We start from the raw sequence: 16250 nt of genomic DNA on the forward strand, positions 1-16250 counted from the left end.
GGGGCGACGACTATGTTTTTCCGCCGCTGCAGCCGCTCTGTTGCCTATGAGGAGGCAGGTGCCGGGGGCTCGTCCGGTGCTTTGTCCGCCACCTCGTCCGCCGCATCCTGCTTCTCGCGTGCCACGCGCTGCTTTTCCCGATCGCGCTCGATCAGCCGGGCAGCCCAGATGGACACCTCGTAGAGAAGGATGGTCGGGATGGCCAGGCCGATCTGACTCATCGGATCGGGCGGCGTCAGTATCGCCGCGACGACGAAGGCAATGACGATCGCCCATTTGCGCTTCTCGGCCAGTCCCTTGGACGACAGCATGCCGACCCGTGTCATCAGGCTGGTCACCACCGGCAGCTGGAACACCAGGCCGAAGGAAAAGATCAGCGTCATGATCAGGCTGAGATATTCCGACACTTTCGGCAGCAGCGAAATCTGCACCTGATCGTCGGTGCCGGCCTGCTGCATGGCGAGGAAGAACCACATCACCATCGGCGTGAAGAAGAAATAGACCAGCGACGCACCCATCAGGAACAGGATCGGCGACGCGATCAGGAACGGCAGGAAGGCATTCCGCTCGTTCTTGTACAGGCCGGGCGCGATGAACTTGTAGATCTGCGTGGCAATCAGCGGAAAGGCGATCACCATGCCGCCGAACATGGCGAGCTTGACCTGAGTGAAGAAGAATTCCTGCGGCGCCGTGTAGATCAGCTCGACCTTGTGCGGATCGAGCCCTGCCCATTGCGTCGCCCATTTGAACGGCACGACCAGGAGGTTGAACAGTTTCTTGGCGAAGAAGAAACAGACCAGGAAGGCAACGAAGAAGCCGCCCAGCGACCAGATCAGCCGCCGGCGCAACTCGATCAGATGCTCCATCAGCGGCGCCGACGATTTCTCGATCTCGTCCTTTTCGGTGTCCGAAACGCTCACTTGGCGGCTCCAGCCGTCTTCTTGGCCACCGGCTTCTTCACCGCTGCAAGCTTCGGTTCGGCTTTCGCCCCCGTCTTGGTCGCTACAGTCTTGGCCGCGATAGCCTTGGCCGCAGCGGGCGTCTTGGCCCTGAGCGTTTCAGGCTGTGCCGTCGTCACGGCCTTCGCCGGCGTCTTGGACGCAGACGCTGCCTTCGCGGCAACCTTTGCACCATTTGCCGAAGCTTTTGCAGCCGGCGTCGCTTTTGCCGGTGCAGGCTTGGTTAGTTTCTTCGCCGCGGATGCCTTCGGCGCCACGACAGGTGCCGCCGGTACTGACGTCGTCACCACCGATTCGTCGGTCATCGCCGGGAAAATCGGCGCTGCTGGCGCTGCTTCCGGTCCGTTGACGCCAGGCATGGTCGTTGCACCGTTCTTCAACGGCTCGGCCGCCTGCGGGGTCGAAGCGACAGAGCTTGCCGGATCGGCCGGCTTCGGCTTCATCGCCGCATCGACGCCGGAGCGAACATCGGCCGCGGCCTGTTCGAACGGATTGAGCTGCTTCCTGATCTCGGCCATCGGGCTGAGACCCCTGAGCTCGTCGACTGACTTCTTGACGTCGTCGAGCTCGGCTTCCTTCAGCGCCTCGTTGAACTGTTTCTGGAAATCGGACGCCATGGCGCGCAGCTTCGCCGTCGTGCGGCCGAAGGTGCGCAGCATATTGGGCAAATCCTTGGGTCCGACGACCACGATCATGACGATCGCGATGACCAGCATTTCGGTCCAGCCGACTTCAAACATGGCACTCTGTTCCGACTAGAACCTTTGGCTCAGCTCTTGCTGGCTTTTTCCTTCGCGGCCGCAACGGTCTCGTCGGCACGGTGTTCGACGGTGCGCTTGTCTTCGGCAACCTCGTCGTCGGCCATGCCCTTCTTGAAGCTCTTGATGCCCTTGGCCATATCGCCCATCAGCTCGGGAATCTTGCCGCGGCCAAACACCAAAAGCACGATCACCAGCACGATCAGCCAATGCCAAATCGAAAATGAACCCATAGCAAATCTCTCTCGAATGTTTTCCCTGGCGATGATCTATGCGTTTTCGCGTTGGGATTCAAACACAACTGCGACAGAGTTTATGAAAGGGTGACGGATGTCACGCATTTTCGACGGGAACGCCCGCTACGAATCCGCGCATCCTCATCAAGTTCGCCGCCAATGCCAGTCAATCTTCCGTGACGCGCGGCGTCAGCAGGCCGAGTTCCTCGAGATCGATATCGGTCAGCGCATCCTCGTCGTCGGTCAATGCGTCGGGATCGGCCGGCGGCTGCGGAATGGAGAAATTCGACGGCATGCGGCCCGAAAGCAGTCCGGCCCCCTTCAGTTCCTCCATGCCAGGAAGATCGCGAATCTCTTCCAGCGCGAAATGGTCGAGGAAGGTCTCCGTCGTGCCGTAGGTCACAGGGCGTCCGGGCGTCTTTCGCCGGCCGCGCATGCGCACCCATTCCGTTTCCAGCAGCGTGTCGAGCGTACCTTTTGAGGTCTCCACGCCCCTGATGTCCTCGATCTCGGCACGCGTCACCGGCTGGTGATAGGCAATGATCGCCAGCACTTCGAGAGCCGCGCGGGAGAGCTTCCTTTGCTGGACGGTATCGCGGCTCATCAGGAAAGCCAGGTCGCCGGCGGTGCGGAACGCCCAGGCGTCGCCCACACGCACCAGATTGACGCCGCGCCGCGCATAGATCTGCTGCAGCTCGGCCATGGCCAGGGCAATGTTGATGCCGTCAGGGAGGCGGGCCGCAAGCTGCTTTTCGCTGACGGGTTCAGCGCTGGCGAACACGATCGCCTCGGCCATGCGCACGGCCTCGGCCAGATGCAGCCGTTCGGCCGGGTTCTGTAGCTGCTGCTCGGCCGGATCCTGGGAAAGCAACTCCTCTTCGGGTTCATCGCCGACCTTGAACGGGACAACCGAAGCGTTGAAGCGTTCGCTCATGATGCCACCTCGACTGCCTTGATTGCCTGCGTGCGGCCGCGCAGGTAGATCGGCGCGAACGCTTCGTCCTGCCGCACCTCCATCGTGCCGTCGCGCACCAGTTCCAGTGTTGCCGCGAAGGAACTGGCGATCGCCGTGCGCCGCTCCTCGGGGCTGGTCATGTACGCGATGAGAAAACTTTCCATCGTCGTCCAGTCGCTCACGGCCCCGACCAGGCGGGTCAGGATGTCGCGCGCGTCCTTGAGCGACCAGACACCGCGCCTGGCGATCGTCACATTGTTGATCGCCTGCTTCTGGCGCTGCTGGGCATAGGCGGTCAAGAGATCGTAGAGCGAGGCCGAATATGCGTTACGCTTTTCGACGATAACCATTTCCGGCATGCCGCGCGCGAACACATCGCGGCCGAGCCGGTTGCGGTTGACCAGGCGCGCCGAGGCGTCGCGCATGGCTTCCAGCCGCTTCAGACGGAACTGCAGCACCGCCGCCAGTTCCTCGCCGCTTTCGCCCTCGTCGCCGGGCTGCTTGGGGATCAGGAGCTTGGACTTGAGGAAGGCTAGCCACGCCGCCATCACCAGATAGTCGGCGGCAAGCTCCAGCCTGAGCGCCCTCGCCGTCTCGACAAAGGTCAGATATTGCTCGACCAGCGCCAGGATCGAAATGCGCGCCAGATCGACCTTCTGGGTGCGGGCAAGATGCAGCAGAAGATCGAGCGGACCTTCGAAGCCGGCCACGTCGACGACCAGCGACGGGTCGCCGGTGACGCGTGAATCGTCATTCTCGGCCCACAGACGGTCCATCGGTGCGGCCTTCGCGGCCTTGTTTTCCAATGTTTCCGCCACTGCCTGTCGCTTTCCCTTTGCTATGCCACCGCATCGAAGTAGGTGGCGAATTCGGCACGTATTTCGGTTTCTTCAACCGTGTCACGGTTCTTTATATAGGTCAGCGCCCGCTTGGCGCGCTCCAGCGACGTGCCCTCAAGCCCTGTGGTGCGCGATGCGATGCCGGCCATCTCCTCAAAAACGCCGTTGCAGTGAAGGACCAGATCGCAGCCCGCCGCAAGGATCGAGGCCGCCTTTGTCGGGAAATCCCCAGAAAGTGCCTTCATCGAGGTGTCGTCGCTCATCAGCAGTCCGTCGAAGCCGATTTCGTGCCGGATGATCTCGTCGATGACCTTGCCGGAGGTGGTCGCCGGATTGTTGGGGTCGATCGCGCTGTAGACGACATGGGCTGTCATCGCCATCGGCAGATGGCTAAGCTCCTTGAACGGGGCGAAATCATGCCGCTGCAGATCGCTGAGCGAGGCATTGACCACCGGCAGTTCGAAATGCGTGTCGGCAAAGGCACGTCCATGACCCGGAATATGCTTCATGACCGGCAGCACGCCGCCCGACATCAGCCCTTCCGCGGCTGCGCGGCCGAGCTCGATCACCGGTCGCGGATCCTTGCCATAGGCCCGCGCGCCGATGACATCGCTGGCGCCTTCGATCGGCACATCGAGCACCGGCAGGCAATCGGCTGTGATGCCGTAGCGCAGCAGGTCGAAGGCATGCAGCCGCGCCATCAGCCAGGCCGCTCGGGCGCCGGCATCATGATCGTCGCGCCACAGCGCGCCGAGCGCGCCGCCGGCGGGATAGTTCGGTGCCAGCGGCGGTCGCAAGCGCTGCACACGGCCGCCTTCCTGATCGATGAACACCAGCGCGTCCGGACGCCCTAGGCAGTCCCGCATCTCGGCGACCAGATCGCGGATCTGTTCGGTCTCGCCAATGTTGCGCGCAAACAGGATGAAGGCCCACGGGCATTCATTGCGATAGAAATTGATTTCTTCGCGGGTAAGCGATTTCCCGGCACAGCCGAGGATCATGGATTTTGATTCGGTCATGTCGGCAGTTTAGGGCTTTGTGCGATCAAAGGGAATCGCCAGGGATTCATCCGGGACAATGCCGGATCTGCTTTCCCCATGAAAAAGCCGGCGCGGTGGACCGCGCCGGCTTTTGATGGTTGGCTCCGGCTTTAGCGCGAGACGAAGCAGTTGCCGCCGGCGGCCTTGTAACTGGTGCACAAACTGATCGCGTCATTGCGTGACTGGGCCGGAACGCGCACGCGGTAGAACGTGCCTTTGCCGGCGATCTCGGCCTTGACGATGTTGGCGGTACGCCCGGCAAGCACGCTGCCATAGCGGCGCTGCAGATCCTGATAGCTGGACTGGGCGCTTTCGACGGTCGGCTGCGAGGCGATCTGCATCGACCACGAGCCACCGCCGGCCGCGGTCGATGCCGGATCTATGGACGCAACCTGATCGGGCTTGACCTCGCCGACAACATCGACCGGCTGGTCGGACGGACGCTGCGGCGCGAGCGGAACCTTTGCCGGCGTGTTCGCCGATTGGGCCTCGGCTTTCGGCTTGGCGACCGGCTTGAGGGCCGGCTCGTCGCCCGCCAGGGCGGCGGCAGGCGCCACGGTGCCGGTCTGGTCCGCGTCGGCTTGCGCCGCCGGAGCAACATGCTGCGGCGCCGGATCGACCGGCTCGGTAGCGGCCACTAGCGGCGCGGCGGGCGCTGCCGGATCTTCACGCGGCACCAGCGAACCGTCCGACTTGACCACCATGGTCCTCACCTTGCGCGGCGCAACGGCGACGACATCGGCATTGGTGCTCTTGTCGGCATCCTGCAGCACCTGCGCGATGCGATCCTCGGACTTGGGCGCCGGCGCAGTGCTATCGGCAGAAGCGTTGTCGGCCGAAGCGGCGCCGGACATCGGCGCGGCATTGCCGACATCGGTTCCAGCGGCAGCTGCATTCTGGTCCGGCGAAAGATCGATGGCGCGGGCCGGGTCCTTCGCCTGCACGTCCACCGGCTCTTCGACGTTGGTGACCAGCTTTTCCTGGACCGGCTCGGCTGGCTTGGCGCCCCTGACCGCGTCATAGACCTTGTTGTCTTGGTTGGGCACCACGGCGCCGCCCGGATTCTCCGGCTTGACCTTGATCGGCGCGTTGTCGGCCTTGACGATGACAGGCGCTTCGCTGCCGCCCTTGCCGCCAAAGGACAGCGCAAAGGCACCGAGACCGCCCGCGACGGCGACCGCGCCGACAATCGCGGCGATGAACAGGCCGCGTCCGCGCGACGGCCTCGCGGCCTCACGCTCGCCGAGCCCCGGAACAGCCATAGCCTCGTCGAGTTCGGGATCGTAGTCGAGTTCATCGACGGTGAAATCATCGGCTTGCGAAACCGGCTGGCTCCCTGGCAGACTGTCGAGGTCGAAGCCGGAGGCGTCGGCATAACCCGTGGGCGCCGCCGCGCGGGCGGACATGTCCATCGGCCGCGCGGCATAGGTCCGCGCTTCCGGCTCATAGCCCTGCTTGATCCCATCATAGCCCGGCTTGACCCCGTCATATGCCGGCTTGAAGCTGTCATAGCCCGGCTTGAAGCCCGCGGCATAGGAGTCATCATCGTAAGACGCGCCGGCCAAATTGCCTGTGGGAGCGGCAGCGACCTCCACCGCGTTCATCTCGGAGAGAAGGCTGGAGAACTCCGCATCGAGATCGTCGTAGCCAGGCGACGCTGGCTGGTCTTCCTCGAAGTGCAGTTCGGGAATATCGAGATCGTCCGCCAGCGCGACGACACGCTCGGGTACATCGACCGTTTCGACGTCGGGCATGTCTTCGTAATGCGCCGGCTGGCGCGATTGCGGCGCCGATACCGGGGCAGCGGGAGCCACGGCCTCGACCGGCTCGGACGAACGGTAGGATGTCATGGCGGCGACTGCCGGCGCGGCGGCCACGGATGCCACCGAAGCGGCCGGCTGAGCACCAAACGCAGGCTGAGCGCTGAATGACGGCTGCTGCGGAACCGGCGTCACGCGGCTCCACGAACGCGGCGGCTTTGCCGGTTGGGAACGCTCCGCAAGCCAATCGAGAGAATCCGCCGAATTGTCCCGGTCAGCGGCTTCGTCACGCGGATCAAGATCCTTGGGCAAAGCCGTGTCGAACGCATCATCGTCGAAATCGACATCGCCAACCGTGTTCCAGGTCGTATCCTGGAGTTCATCAAGCATAAGGTCGTCAATATCCGCATCGGCCGCTTGGGCCGTGCCAACATGCCGGTCCTGCTCAGGCGCGGGTCCGTCAAGATCCCAGTCGAGGTCGCCGACAAGGTCGGCCGGCTCCTCGGTGGTCTCGGCAACAGGCGGCAGGGCGGCGACAGCCGGCTGAGCCGTGACGGGCTCACTGGCCACCGGCACTGTGCGCGCCGTCATGGCACCCAGCAGCGCATTTAACTCGTCTTCCAGGCTCCGCTCGTCCGCGGTCGGGGCATGCGCCGCGGCTGCGATGTAGGCTTCCGGCGCCGCCGGCTGGGCGGCAACGGCGGCAACCTCTGTGACCGGCTCTTCGACCGTTTCGGCAAACGCGTCGTCCAAATTCAGGTCAAAAGCATCGTCCGGCACGCCCTCAGGGCTGGGAAGCTCGCCCTTCGCGTCAGCGACATCGGCAAACGCATCATGCGTTGGCGGCTCGTCGAAGGCATTCGGCTCATCCGCGCGAACGTCGAAATCCATGTCGACATCAGCCATGGCGTCGTCGAAATGGCCGGCAAAGCTTTCATCGGAGATTGCATGGCCGTCACGCGCCGCCGCTTGCTCCGGCATGGGATACTCGACGGGCTCGGCGACCACGAATGACTGTTCGGCCGCCGAATGGTCGTCGAGCACCAGCTCGTCTTCAAGCGAGACTGCCACCGCATCGTCGAATCCGTCATCTGAGGCAACTGGCTCGACAGAAGCGTGCGTGTCGGCAACGGCGTATTGGGCCTCTTCGGCTTCCTCATCGATCCGGAGGTCCTGGTCGAGCGAAGTGGCAAGCTCGTCCGCCATCGACTGATCGTCCTCGAAGGGGGAGACGTCCTCAAGCGAACCGGCGACGGCATCGTCAAAATCAGACGCGAAAGCCGGCTCGACGGACGGCGCGGCTTCAGCTGCGACCGCATGGCTGGTGCCGGCGACGTGGCCGTCGATCTCAGCCATGTCCAGTTGGAAATCGTCGTCGAGCGACACCGAAAGCTCGTCGTCCATCGCGCTGGCGTCAGCCGCTTGGAATGCCGGCTCATGCTCGAAGGTCGGCTCATGAGCCTGGACAACCGGAGCGGCGTCGCTGTCGTCAGCGCCGAACTCGCCCATCATTTCTTTCTCGAGATCGATATCGAAATCGCCCTCTTCGAGCCCGCGATCGGCGGCTGGGGCCTGCGGCTGGGCGGGCGATTGCGGCCTGACCGGCTGGCGCGGGTCGAATCCCATGATCCTGGTCAGTTCCGCGAACGGATCATCGTCAGCGATGTCCTTGTTGTCGGCTACTCTCAGCTGGGTTCTGTCTGCCATTATTGTTCCCGAACTCGCACTCATTCGGACGCCATGGACGTCGCGTAGGGTTGGCCCTTACCAGCGCAATGTGGGCAAAAGGTGACAGGTTATTTAGTCAAACCTAACGCATTTCGGTGGGCGCGGCGGCCCCGATCAACGTCAGGCCGGACGTCAAAACGTCCGAAACAGCCTGCACCAGCCCTAGTCTGGCATGCGTCAATTGTCGGTCGTTAACCTTAACAAAACGTAAGTCCGGATTATCCGTGCCACGGTTCCAGTGTCCGTGGAAGCTGGAAGCCAGATCATAGAGGTAAAATGCCAGCCGATGCGGCTCGAGCGCAAGGGCGGCGGACTCGATCAGGCGCGGATATTCGGCGAGCTTGCGGATCAGGCCGATCTCGCCCTCATCGGTCAGCAATGCCGCGGCCGACGCCAGGCTGTTGCGGTCGAAATTGGCTTCGCCCAGTTGCTCGCTCGCCTGCCGGAACACCGAATGACAGCGCGCCGAGGCGTACTGGACATAGAACACCGGATTGTCCTTGGACTGCTCGGTCACCTTGACGAAATCGAAGTCCAGCGGCGCATCGTTCTTGCGGTAGAGCATCATGAAGCGGATCGCGTCGCGGCCGACCTCCTCCACCACTTCGCGCAGCGTCACGAAATCGCCCGACCGCTTCGACATGCGCACCGGTTCGCCCTCGCGAAACAGCTTGACCAGATTGCACAGCAGGACAGTGAGCTTCACCTCGTCGCCGGCAATCGCCCGCGCCAAGGCCTCCAGCCGCTTTACGTAGCCGCCATGGTCGGCGCCGAGCACATAGATCAGGTCGACGAAGCCGCGATCGACCTTGTCCTTGAGATAGGCGACGTCGGCGGCGAAATAGGTGAACGAGCCATCGGACTTGACCAGCGCCCGGTCCATGTCGTCGCCGACCGCGGTCGAGCGGAACAGCGTCTGCTCGCGGTCCTCCCAATCGTCGGGTTTCTCGCCCTTGGGCGGCGGCAGCTTGCCCTTGTAGATATGGCCCTTCAGCGTCAAATCGTTGATCGCCGAGCGGATCTTCCTGGCATTGTCGGCATGCAGCGTGCGCTCGGAGAAGAACACGTCGTGATGCACGTTGAGCATCGCCAGGTCCTCGCGGATCATCGCCATCATCGCATCGATGGTGCGATCCTTGACGATGGCGAGCGCCTCGTCATCCGGCATCTGCAGAAGCGAGCGGCCGAATTCCGCGACCAGCGCCTGGCCGACAGGCACCAGGTAATCGCCGGGATAGAGACCGGCGGGTATTTCGCCGATATCGTCGCCCAGCGCTTCGCGGTAGCGCAGGAATGCGGAACGGCCGAGCACGTCGATCTGCGAGCCGGCATCGTTGATGACATATTCCTTGGTCACATCGTAGCCGGCGAAGGCCATCAGATTGGCAAGCGCGTCGCCGACGACAGCACCCCGGCAATGGCCGACATGCATCGGCCCGGTCGGATTGGCCGAGACATATTCGACATTGGTCTTCCTGCCGCCGCCAACCGTCGAGCGGCCATAGTTGCGGCCCTCGCCGAGCAGTGCGGTCAGATGTGTCTGCCAGAAGCCGTCCTTGAGCCTGAGATTGACGAAACCGGGCCCTGCCACTTCCGTCGCCGCGACATCCTTGTCGTCACGCAGCGCCTGCGCCAGTCTTTCGGCCAGCGCGCGCGGGTTCTGGCCGGTCGGCTTGGCCAGCACCATCGCCGCATTGGTCGCCAGGTCGCCGTGGCTGGCGTCGCGCGGCGGCTCGACGGCAATGCGCGACAGGTCAGGCGAAACGCCGTCTTTGTCTTTCAGATCAAGCGCTTCGACGGCTTTTATGATTCGCGCGGTGAAATCGGCGAAGATGTTCATTTGTGTGACTCTGGGGTCTGGCTCTGGCGGCTTTGCAGCGAATCCGGCTCGTTGGCCGGCAAAATCGAGCCCGCCCTAGCCCAATTCAGGCGTATGGTCAAACAAACGCCGGTGTTCCTTGAGCGCGTAGGTGTCGGTCATACCCGCCAGGAAGTCGGCGACGCTGCGCGCCTTGATGCGGTCGTCGGCCCGATCCAGCCCCTCGCGCCAGCCGTCCGGCATGGCGCGCGGATCGGCGAAATAGGCGTCGAACAGATTTTTGACGATCTGCTCGGCGTCCGCGCGCACCCGCATAACCTCCGCGTGCCGGTAGAGGTGCTTGTACAGGAAGGCCTTCAGTTCTTTCTCCAAGGCAGCCATTTCGGCCGAGAAAACCACCATCGTCTCGCCAGCTGCCCTCACTGCATCGGCGCTCCGCGGCTTGATGCGATCGAGATCGGCGGTCGTCGACTTGATCACGTCCTCGACCATGGCGGTTATCTGCCGCCGCATCAGCTCGTGGCCGGTGCGCACATCATCGAGGGAGGGATAGCGTGAGCGAACGCCTTTCAGGATCGTTCCCGGCAGCGAAACCGTCTCCAGCATGTCCAGCGTCAGTAGCCCTGCCCTCAACCCGTCATCGATGTCATGCGTGTTGTAGGCTATATCGTCGGCGATCGCCGCGCATTGCGCCTCGATGCCGGCGAACCGGTCGAGTTCGAGATCGTGCAGCTCGGAGTAATCACGGATCGCCTGCGGCACCGGCCCTTTCAGACCCTTGCCGTTGGCGTCCGTCAGCGGTCCATTGTGCTTGACCAGGCCTTCCAGCGTTTCCCAGGTCAGGTTGAGCCCATCGAACTCGGCGTAGCGCGCCTCCAGCCTCGTCACGATGCGCAGCGATTGCGCGTTGTGGTCAAAGCCGCCCCAGGTGGCCATCTTTTCGTTCAGCGCGTCCTCGCCGGTGTGGCCGAAGGGCGTGTGGCCGAAATCATGCACCAGCGCCACCGCCTCAGCGAGATCCTCGTCGCCGCGCAGCGCCCGTGCCAGGGCGCGCGCGATCTGCGCCACTTCGATCGAATGGGTCAGCCGGGTGCGATAGTGGTCGCCTTCATGCGCGATGAAGACCTGCGTCTTGTGCTTCAGGCGCCGGAAGGCCGTCGAATGGATGATGCGGTCACGGTCACGCTGGAATGGCGTGCGGGTCGGGCTTTCCACCTCGTCGAACAGCCGTCCGCGCGACTTTGCCGGGTCGCAGGCATAGGCGGCGCGCGGCCGATAGCCGAATCCGATGTCGCCCAACTCATTGGTCATGGCTGATGCTGCCGCGTTTGACTTAGCCAGGTTGACTTGGCCCCTCGCGCTTCATACCTATCATGTGAAACCGAAAGCAAGGTGACGCCCATGGGCGCTGATGCCAAGACTGCCATGAAAGTCGATATGACCGAGGCCGCCGCCAAGCGGATCGCCAGGATTGTCTCGAACGAGGCCGGCAAGACGGCGCTGCGCGTGTCGGTCGAAGGCGGCGGCTGCTCGGGCTTCTCCTACAAGTTCGATCTGGTCGATACGCGCAATGACGACGACGTCGCCATCGAGAAGGACGGTGCCACCGTGCTGATCGACGATCTGTCGCTGGTCTATATGGGCGGCTCTGTGATCGATTTCGTCGACGATCTGATGGGCCAGTCGTTCCAGATCCGCAATCCGAACGCCGTCGCCTCCTGCGGCTGCGGCACGAGTTTCTCCATATAGAATGCCTGCTATCGGTGCGGTCCGTCAGATCGCGCTGTCGGCTGGCCGTGATCTCGACGCCACGCTGGCTTTCTGGCGCGACGTGCTCGGCATGGCGGTTCATGCGCGCTTCGACCCGCCGGGCATCGCCTTCATCATGGCCGGCGATATCAGGCTGCTGTTCACCGACGGCATACCGGCCGGAACCGTCTATCTCGACATATCGGGCCTCGATGACTTCCATGCCTCTGCGGTCGCGGCAGGCGTACCCTTCACCGCGCCGCCAACACTTGTCCATCGCGACACAGAGGGCCAGTTCGGTCCAGCGGGGGAAAGCGAATGGATGGCCTTCCTAAAGGACCCGGCTGGCAATACGATTGGCCTCGTCGAACGCCATCCGCCGCAAGAATCCAACTGAACAGCATCGAGACCGCCATGAAAATCGTCACCTGGAACATCAACGGTGTCCGCGCCCGCATTGGCAACCTCACCCATTGGCTGACCGAGAGCGCACCCGACATCGTCTGCCTGCAGGAGATCAAGTCGGTCGACGAGCAATTCCCGCGCGCCGAGATCGAGGCGCTTGGCTACAATGTCGAAACCCACGGCCAAAAGGGTTTCAACGGCGTCGCCCTGTTGTCGAAGCTGCGCTTCGACGAGGTGATCCGAGGCCTGCCCGGCGACGATGCCGATGAACAGGCGCGTTTCATCGAAGGGGTTTTCTCGACTGACAAGGGCGCGTTGCGCGTCGCCTCGCTCTATCTGCCGAACGGCAATCCGATCGATGACGAGAAGAAGTTTCCTTACAAGCTGTCCTGGATGGCGCGGCTGGAGCGCTGGGCCGAAGAACGGCTGAGACTGGAGGAGGCTCTGGTGCTCGCCGGCGACTACAACGTGATTCCCGAGCGGATCGACGCGCGGTTTCCGGAGAACTGGCTGGGCGACGCGCTGTTCCAGCCGCAGACGCGACAATCCTTCCGGCGGCTGCTCAACCTTGGTTTCACCGAGGCGGTGCGCGCGGTCACCGACGCACCCGACACCTACACATTCTGGGACTATCAAGCCGGCGCGTGGCAGAAGAACAACGGCATCCGCATCGACCACCTGCTTTTGTCGCCGGAAGCCGCCAACCGGTTTTCTTCCGCGTCGATCGAAAAGCACGTGCGCGCCTGGGAAAAACCGTCCGATCACGTGCCGGTGGCGATCGATCTCGCACTTCAGCCGGCCTGAGAGAACCCTCGCCGGGCACGTCTGCGCTGGACCTCATATCGCCACATTTCGCGCCGCTCATTGCGGGCCAGCATGGCGGCTGGGGTTCCATGAGCACACGATTTCATCTTTGTCCGATCGGCCTGGCATTTGCCATGGCCGCTCCCGGTGCGGCATTTGCCGACCAGGAATGCCTGGCCAATGGAAAATCCTACCAGCTTGGCCAGGTCGCCTGCCTGACGCTTGCCGACCGGAGCCATCTGGCTCGCTGCGACATGGTGCTCAACAACACATCGTGGACGAAGATCGGGGATAGCTGCCCGGAAAACACGCTGGCGCCACAACCCCATGTCACGCCGATCTCGACGCCGGCGCCCAGCATGGTGCCGACGGAGCCGATCGTGAACTGATCACGGCCGAAAATCGAGTGCTGCTGGTGAAGCTGACGCGGCCGCGAGACTACTGGTCCGCGTTGTTGCCCTTGGTGAGGATATCATCGGCCAGCGAGATGGCGGTACGGCGGTCGGCCTCGCCGGCGGTGGCAAATGCCTCTTCCTGCATGCCGCGGATCCAGGGCTGGTCAGCCGGTGAAGCGCGTTCGAGCGCTGCCGTCATCATCGCCAGGCCGCGAACGATCTTGCCGCTCTGGAACAACAAATGGCCCAGTGTCGCTTGGGCGCCGGCATGGCCTTTCTCGGCGGCGAGTTGGAACCAGCGCCCGGCCTGCTTGACGCTGGCCTTCACGCCGCCCTCGCCCTTCAGGAACATCTGCCCCATTTCGAACTGCGCGTTCGGATTGCGGTAGTTGGCGGCGGCGCGCATGTAATATTCCTGGGCCGCCACCTCGTTCTCGGCGACCGGGCTGCCGGGAATGCCCGTGCGCAAATAGTCGCCAAGCGCCACCAGCGCGTCGGAGACATAGCTTTCCTCAGGCGAGCCGGGCTCGACGTCCTGATCGACGATCTCGGAGAAGAACTTGAACGCCTCGTAGTCGTCACGCGCCACGCCGTCGCCCTCGGCATACATGCGGGCAAGCTTCCAGGTGGCACCGATCTGGCCGTTTTCGGCAGCGTATTTGTAGGCCTCGGCAGCCTGTTCCTTGTGGCCGTTCTTGTAGGCGGAGAAGCCGAACTGGAAGACCGCCCATGGGCTGGATTGCGGCTTCACCCCGGTCTTGTCGTCGAACACCTTGTCGTCGAAGGCCATGGCCTGGCCCACGGCGCCAAAGGTCGCGCCAAAAGTGGCGATCACGACCAGTGCCGAAAAGACAGACGACCTCAACAACTCTGGTGTTGACTTCAACAACTCAGATGTCCGCATAACAGTGTGTTTCTTTCGCACCGCCTGGATGGGTCACCGCGCCATCGCGCGCCGGCCCTACCGTCTGTGCATATTTCCATATCGCGCCCGACTGATAATCGGTCGCGCGCGCCTTCCAATTCTTTGCCCTCGCCGCCAGTTCGCTATCGGACAACGCCACGTCGATCGTGCCGTTCACAGCGTCGATCGAGATCACGTCACCATCCCTGAGCAGTCCGATCGGGCCGCCTACGGCTGCTTCGGGGCCGACATGGCCGATGCAGAAACCGCGCGTCGCGCCCGAGAAGCGCCCGTCGGTGATCAGCGCCACCTTGCCGCCCATGCCCTGGCCGTAAAGTGCTGCCGTCGTCGACAGCATCTCGCGCATGCCGGGGCCGCCGCGCGGCCCCTCGTAGCGGATGACGAGAACTTCGCCTTCCCTGTAGTTGCGCTGCGTCACCGCCTCGAAACATTCCTCTTCCGAATCGAAGCAGCGTGCCGGGCCGGAGAACTTCAACTCCGCCATGCCCGCGACCTTCACGATCGCGCCTTCGGGGGCAAGGTTTCCCTTCAAGCCCACGACACCGCCGGTTTGGGTAATGGGTGTGTTGGCCGGGCGGACCACGTCCTGATGCTCATTCCAGACAACGTGCTGCATGTTTTCGGCCAAAGTGCGGCCAGTCACGGTCATGCAGTCGCCATGCAGATAGCCGTGGTCGAGCAGCGTCTTCATCAGCAGCGGAATGCCGCCGGCCTCGAACATGTCCTTGGCGACATATTTGCCGCCCGGCTTGAGGTCGGCGATGTAAGGCGTCTTCTCGAAGATCTTGGCCACGTCGAACAGGTCGAACTTGATGCCGGCCTCGTGGGCGATCGCCGGCAGATGCAGTGCCGCGTTGGTCGAACCGCCGGTGGCCGAGACCACGGTCGCCGCATTCTCCAGCGCCTTCAGCGTGACGATGTCGCGCGGCCGGATGTTTTTCGCGATCAGTTCCATGATCTTTTCGCCGGAGGCGAAATTGAACCGGTCGCGCATTTCATAGGGAGCCGGCGCGCCGCAGGAATAGGGCAGCGCCAGGCCGATCGCCTCGGCGACGGTGGCCATGGTGTTGGCGGTGAACTGGGCGCCGCAGGAACCGGCCGAGGGACACGCGACCTGCTCGATCTCAAGCAGTTCGTCGTCGCTGATCGTGCCGACCGAGTGCTGGCCGACCGCCTCGAAAACATCCTGCACGGTGATCTGGCGGCCGCGATAGCTGCCGGGCAGGATCGAACCGCCATAGATGAAGATCGACGGCACGTTGAGCCGCACCATGGCCATCATCATGCCGGGCAGCGACTTGTCGCAGCCGGCCAGCCCGACCAGCGCGTCGTAGCAATGGCCGCGCATGGTGAGTTCGACCGAATCGGCGATGACCTCGCGCGACACCAGCGATGACTTCATGCCCTGGTGACCCATGGCGATGCCGTCGGTGACGGTGATGGTGCAGAATTCGCGCGGCGTGCCGCTGGCCGCAGCGACGCCCTTCTTGACCACCTGCGCCTGGCGCATCAGCGAGATGTTGCAGGGCGCCGCCTCGTTCCAGCAGGAGGCGACCCCGACCAGCGGCTGCGCAATCTCGGCCGCCGACAAACCCATCGCATAGAGATAGGAACGATGCGGCGCACGCGCCGGACCGACGGTCACATGGCGGCTGGGGAGCTTAGCCTTGGAGATGACTTTGGCGTCCATACTCTTCCTTGCCCCATCTTCCCTGCAAATGGGGCGGAGCGGCCTGCCCCCTCGCCGAGCCTTTTGGCGCGTGTCCCGAGACAAGATCGAGGTGCGCCGGGTTTATGGCGGGAAATGGGCAATTTCCTCAGCCCGGCTTCCAGCGCAGGGGTTGTTCAGAAAGTGTTGCCAAAACGTCACAATCGCAC

General features: G+C 63.3%; 15 protein-coding genes. 4 read left to right on the forward strand and 11 right to left on the reverse strand.

Annotated features, from left to right (window positions below; translation table 11 throughout):
• Positions 1-44: 44 nt before the first annotated feature.
• From tatC to NKI21_RS08295, 9 genes are all read right to left on the reverse strand, one after another.
• Entirely contained in the window at positions 45-920 is an 876-nt protein-coding gene (tatC, locus tag NKI21_RS08255; protein WP_023812186.1) for a twin-arginine translocase subunit TatC, read from the reverse strand.
• Positions 917-1699: a Sec-independent protein translocase protein TatB gene (gene tatB, locus NKI21_RS08260; protein ID WP_128304012.1), complete on the reverse strand. Its 783-nt coding sequence runs from the start codon at positions 1697-1699 to the stop codon at positions 917-919. The genes tatC and tatB overlap by 4 nt, the downstream gene beginning before the upstream one ends.
• A gap of 29 nt (positions 1700-1728) precedes the next feature.
• Positions 1729-1950 (reverse strand): twin-arginine translocase TatA/TatE family subunit, encoded by a 222-nt coding sequence (locus tag NKI21_RS08265; protein ID WP_023812188.1) that lies wholly within the window; start codon positions 1948-1950, stop codon positions 1729-1731.
• A gap of 169 nt (positions 1951-2119) precedes the next feature.
• A complete protein-coding gene (gene scpB / locus NKI21_RS08270) occupies positions 2120-2887 on the reverse strand; it encodes an SMC-Scp complex subunit ScpB (RefSeq protein WP_128304011.1) in 768 nt (255 codons plus the stop codon).
• Entirely contained in the window at positions 2884-3684 is an 801-nt protein-coding gene (locus NKI21_RS08275) for a segregation and condensation protein A (protein ID WP_352439976.1), read from the reverse strand. Before NKI21_RS08275 ends, scpB begins: the two co-directional genes overlap by 4 nt.
• 62 nt (positions 3685-3746) lie before the next feature.
• Entirely contained in the window at positions 3747-4766 is a 1020-nt protein-coding gene (gene nagZ, locus NKI21_RS08280; RefSeq protein WP_352439905.1) for a beta-N-acetylhexosaminidase, read from the reverse strand.
• Positions 4767-4897: 131 nt separating this feature from the next.
• Positions 4898-8254, reverse strand: a complete 3357-nt coding sequence (locus tag NKI21_RS08285; RefSeq protein WP_352439904.1) for an SPOR domain-containing protein — start codon at positions 8252-8254, stop codon at positions 4898-4900.
• Positions 8255-8357: 103 nt separating this feature from the next.
• Positions 8358-10115, reverse strand: coding sequence for an arginine--tRNA ligase (gene argS / locus NKI21_RS08290; RefSeq protein WP_352439903.1), 1758 nt, complete (start codon positions 10113-10115; stop codon positions 8358-8360).
• A gap of 75 nt (positions 10116-10190) precedes the next feature.
• Positions 10191-11405 (reverse strand): deoxyguanosinetriphosphate triphosphohydrolase, encoded by a 1215-nt coding sequence (locus NKI21_RS08295; protein WP_352865247.1) that lies wholly within the window; start codon positions 11403-11405, stop codon positions 10191-10193.
• A gap of 90 nt (positions 11406-11495) precedes the next feature.
• Here NKI21_RS08295 and erpA point away from each other — a divergent pair, with 90 nt between their 5' ends.
• The 4 genes from erpA (at position 11496) to NKI21_RS08315 (ending at position 13441) form a co-directional block, all read left to right on the forward strand.
• A complete protein-coding gene (gene erpA / locus NKI21_RS08300) occupies positions 11496-11843 on the forward strand; it encodes an iron-sulfur cluster insertion protein ErpA (RefSeq protein ID WP_013531288.1) in 348 nt (115 codons plus the stop codon).
• Between the two features lies 1 nt (position 11844).
• Positions 11845-12240 (forward strand): VOC family protein, encoded by a 396-nt coding sequence (locus NKI21_RS08305; RefSeq protein ID WP_128304007.1) that lies wholly within the window; start codon positions 11845-11847, stop codon positions 12238-12240.
• A 17-nt stretch (positions 12241-12257) separates the two neighbouring features.
• Entirely contained in the window at positions 12258-13052 is a 795-nt protein-coding gene (gene xth / locus NKI21_RS08310) for an exodeoxyribonuclease III (RefSeq protein ID WP_023812197.1), read from the forward strand.
• A gap of 89 nt (positions 13053-13141) precedes the next feature.
• Positions 13142-13441 carry a hypothetical protein gene (locus NKI21_RS08315; RefSeq protein WP_352865250.1) on the forward strand — a complete coding sequence of 100 codons (300 nt, stop codon included), beginning with the start codon at positions 13142-13144 and terminating at the stop codon, positions 13439-13441.
• A gap of 49 nt (positions 13442-13490) precedes the next feature.
• Here NKI21_RS08315 and NKI21_RS08320 read toward each other — a convergent pair whose 3' ends face one another.
• On the reverse strand, positions 13491-14351 hold the full coding sequence (locus tag NKI21_RS08320) for a tetratricopeptide repeat protein (protein ID WP_031213511.1): 861 nt from the start codon (positions 14349-14351) through the stop codon (positions 13491-13493).
• Entirely contained in the window at positions 14338-16062 is a 1725-nt protein-coding gene (gene ilvD / locus NKI21_RS08325) for a dihydroxy-acid dehydratase (protein WP_352865253.1), read from the reverse strand. Before ilvD ends, NKI21_RS08320 begins: the two co-directional genes overlap by 14 nt.
• Positions 16063-16250 lie beyond the last annotated feature (188 nt).

Origin of the sequence: Mesorhizobium sp. M0715, from assembly GCF_040320355.1 — a bacterium.
Classification (GTDB): Bacteria; Pseudomonadota; Alphaproteobacteria; order Rhizobiales; family Rhizobiaceae; genus Mesorhizobium.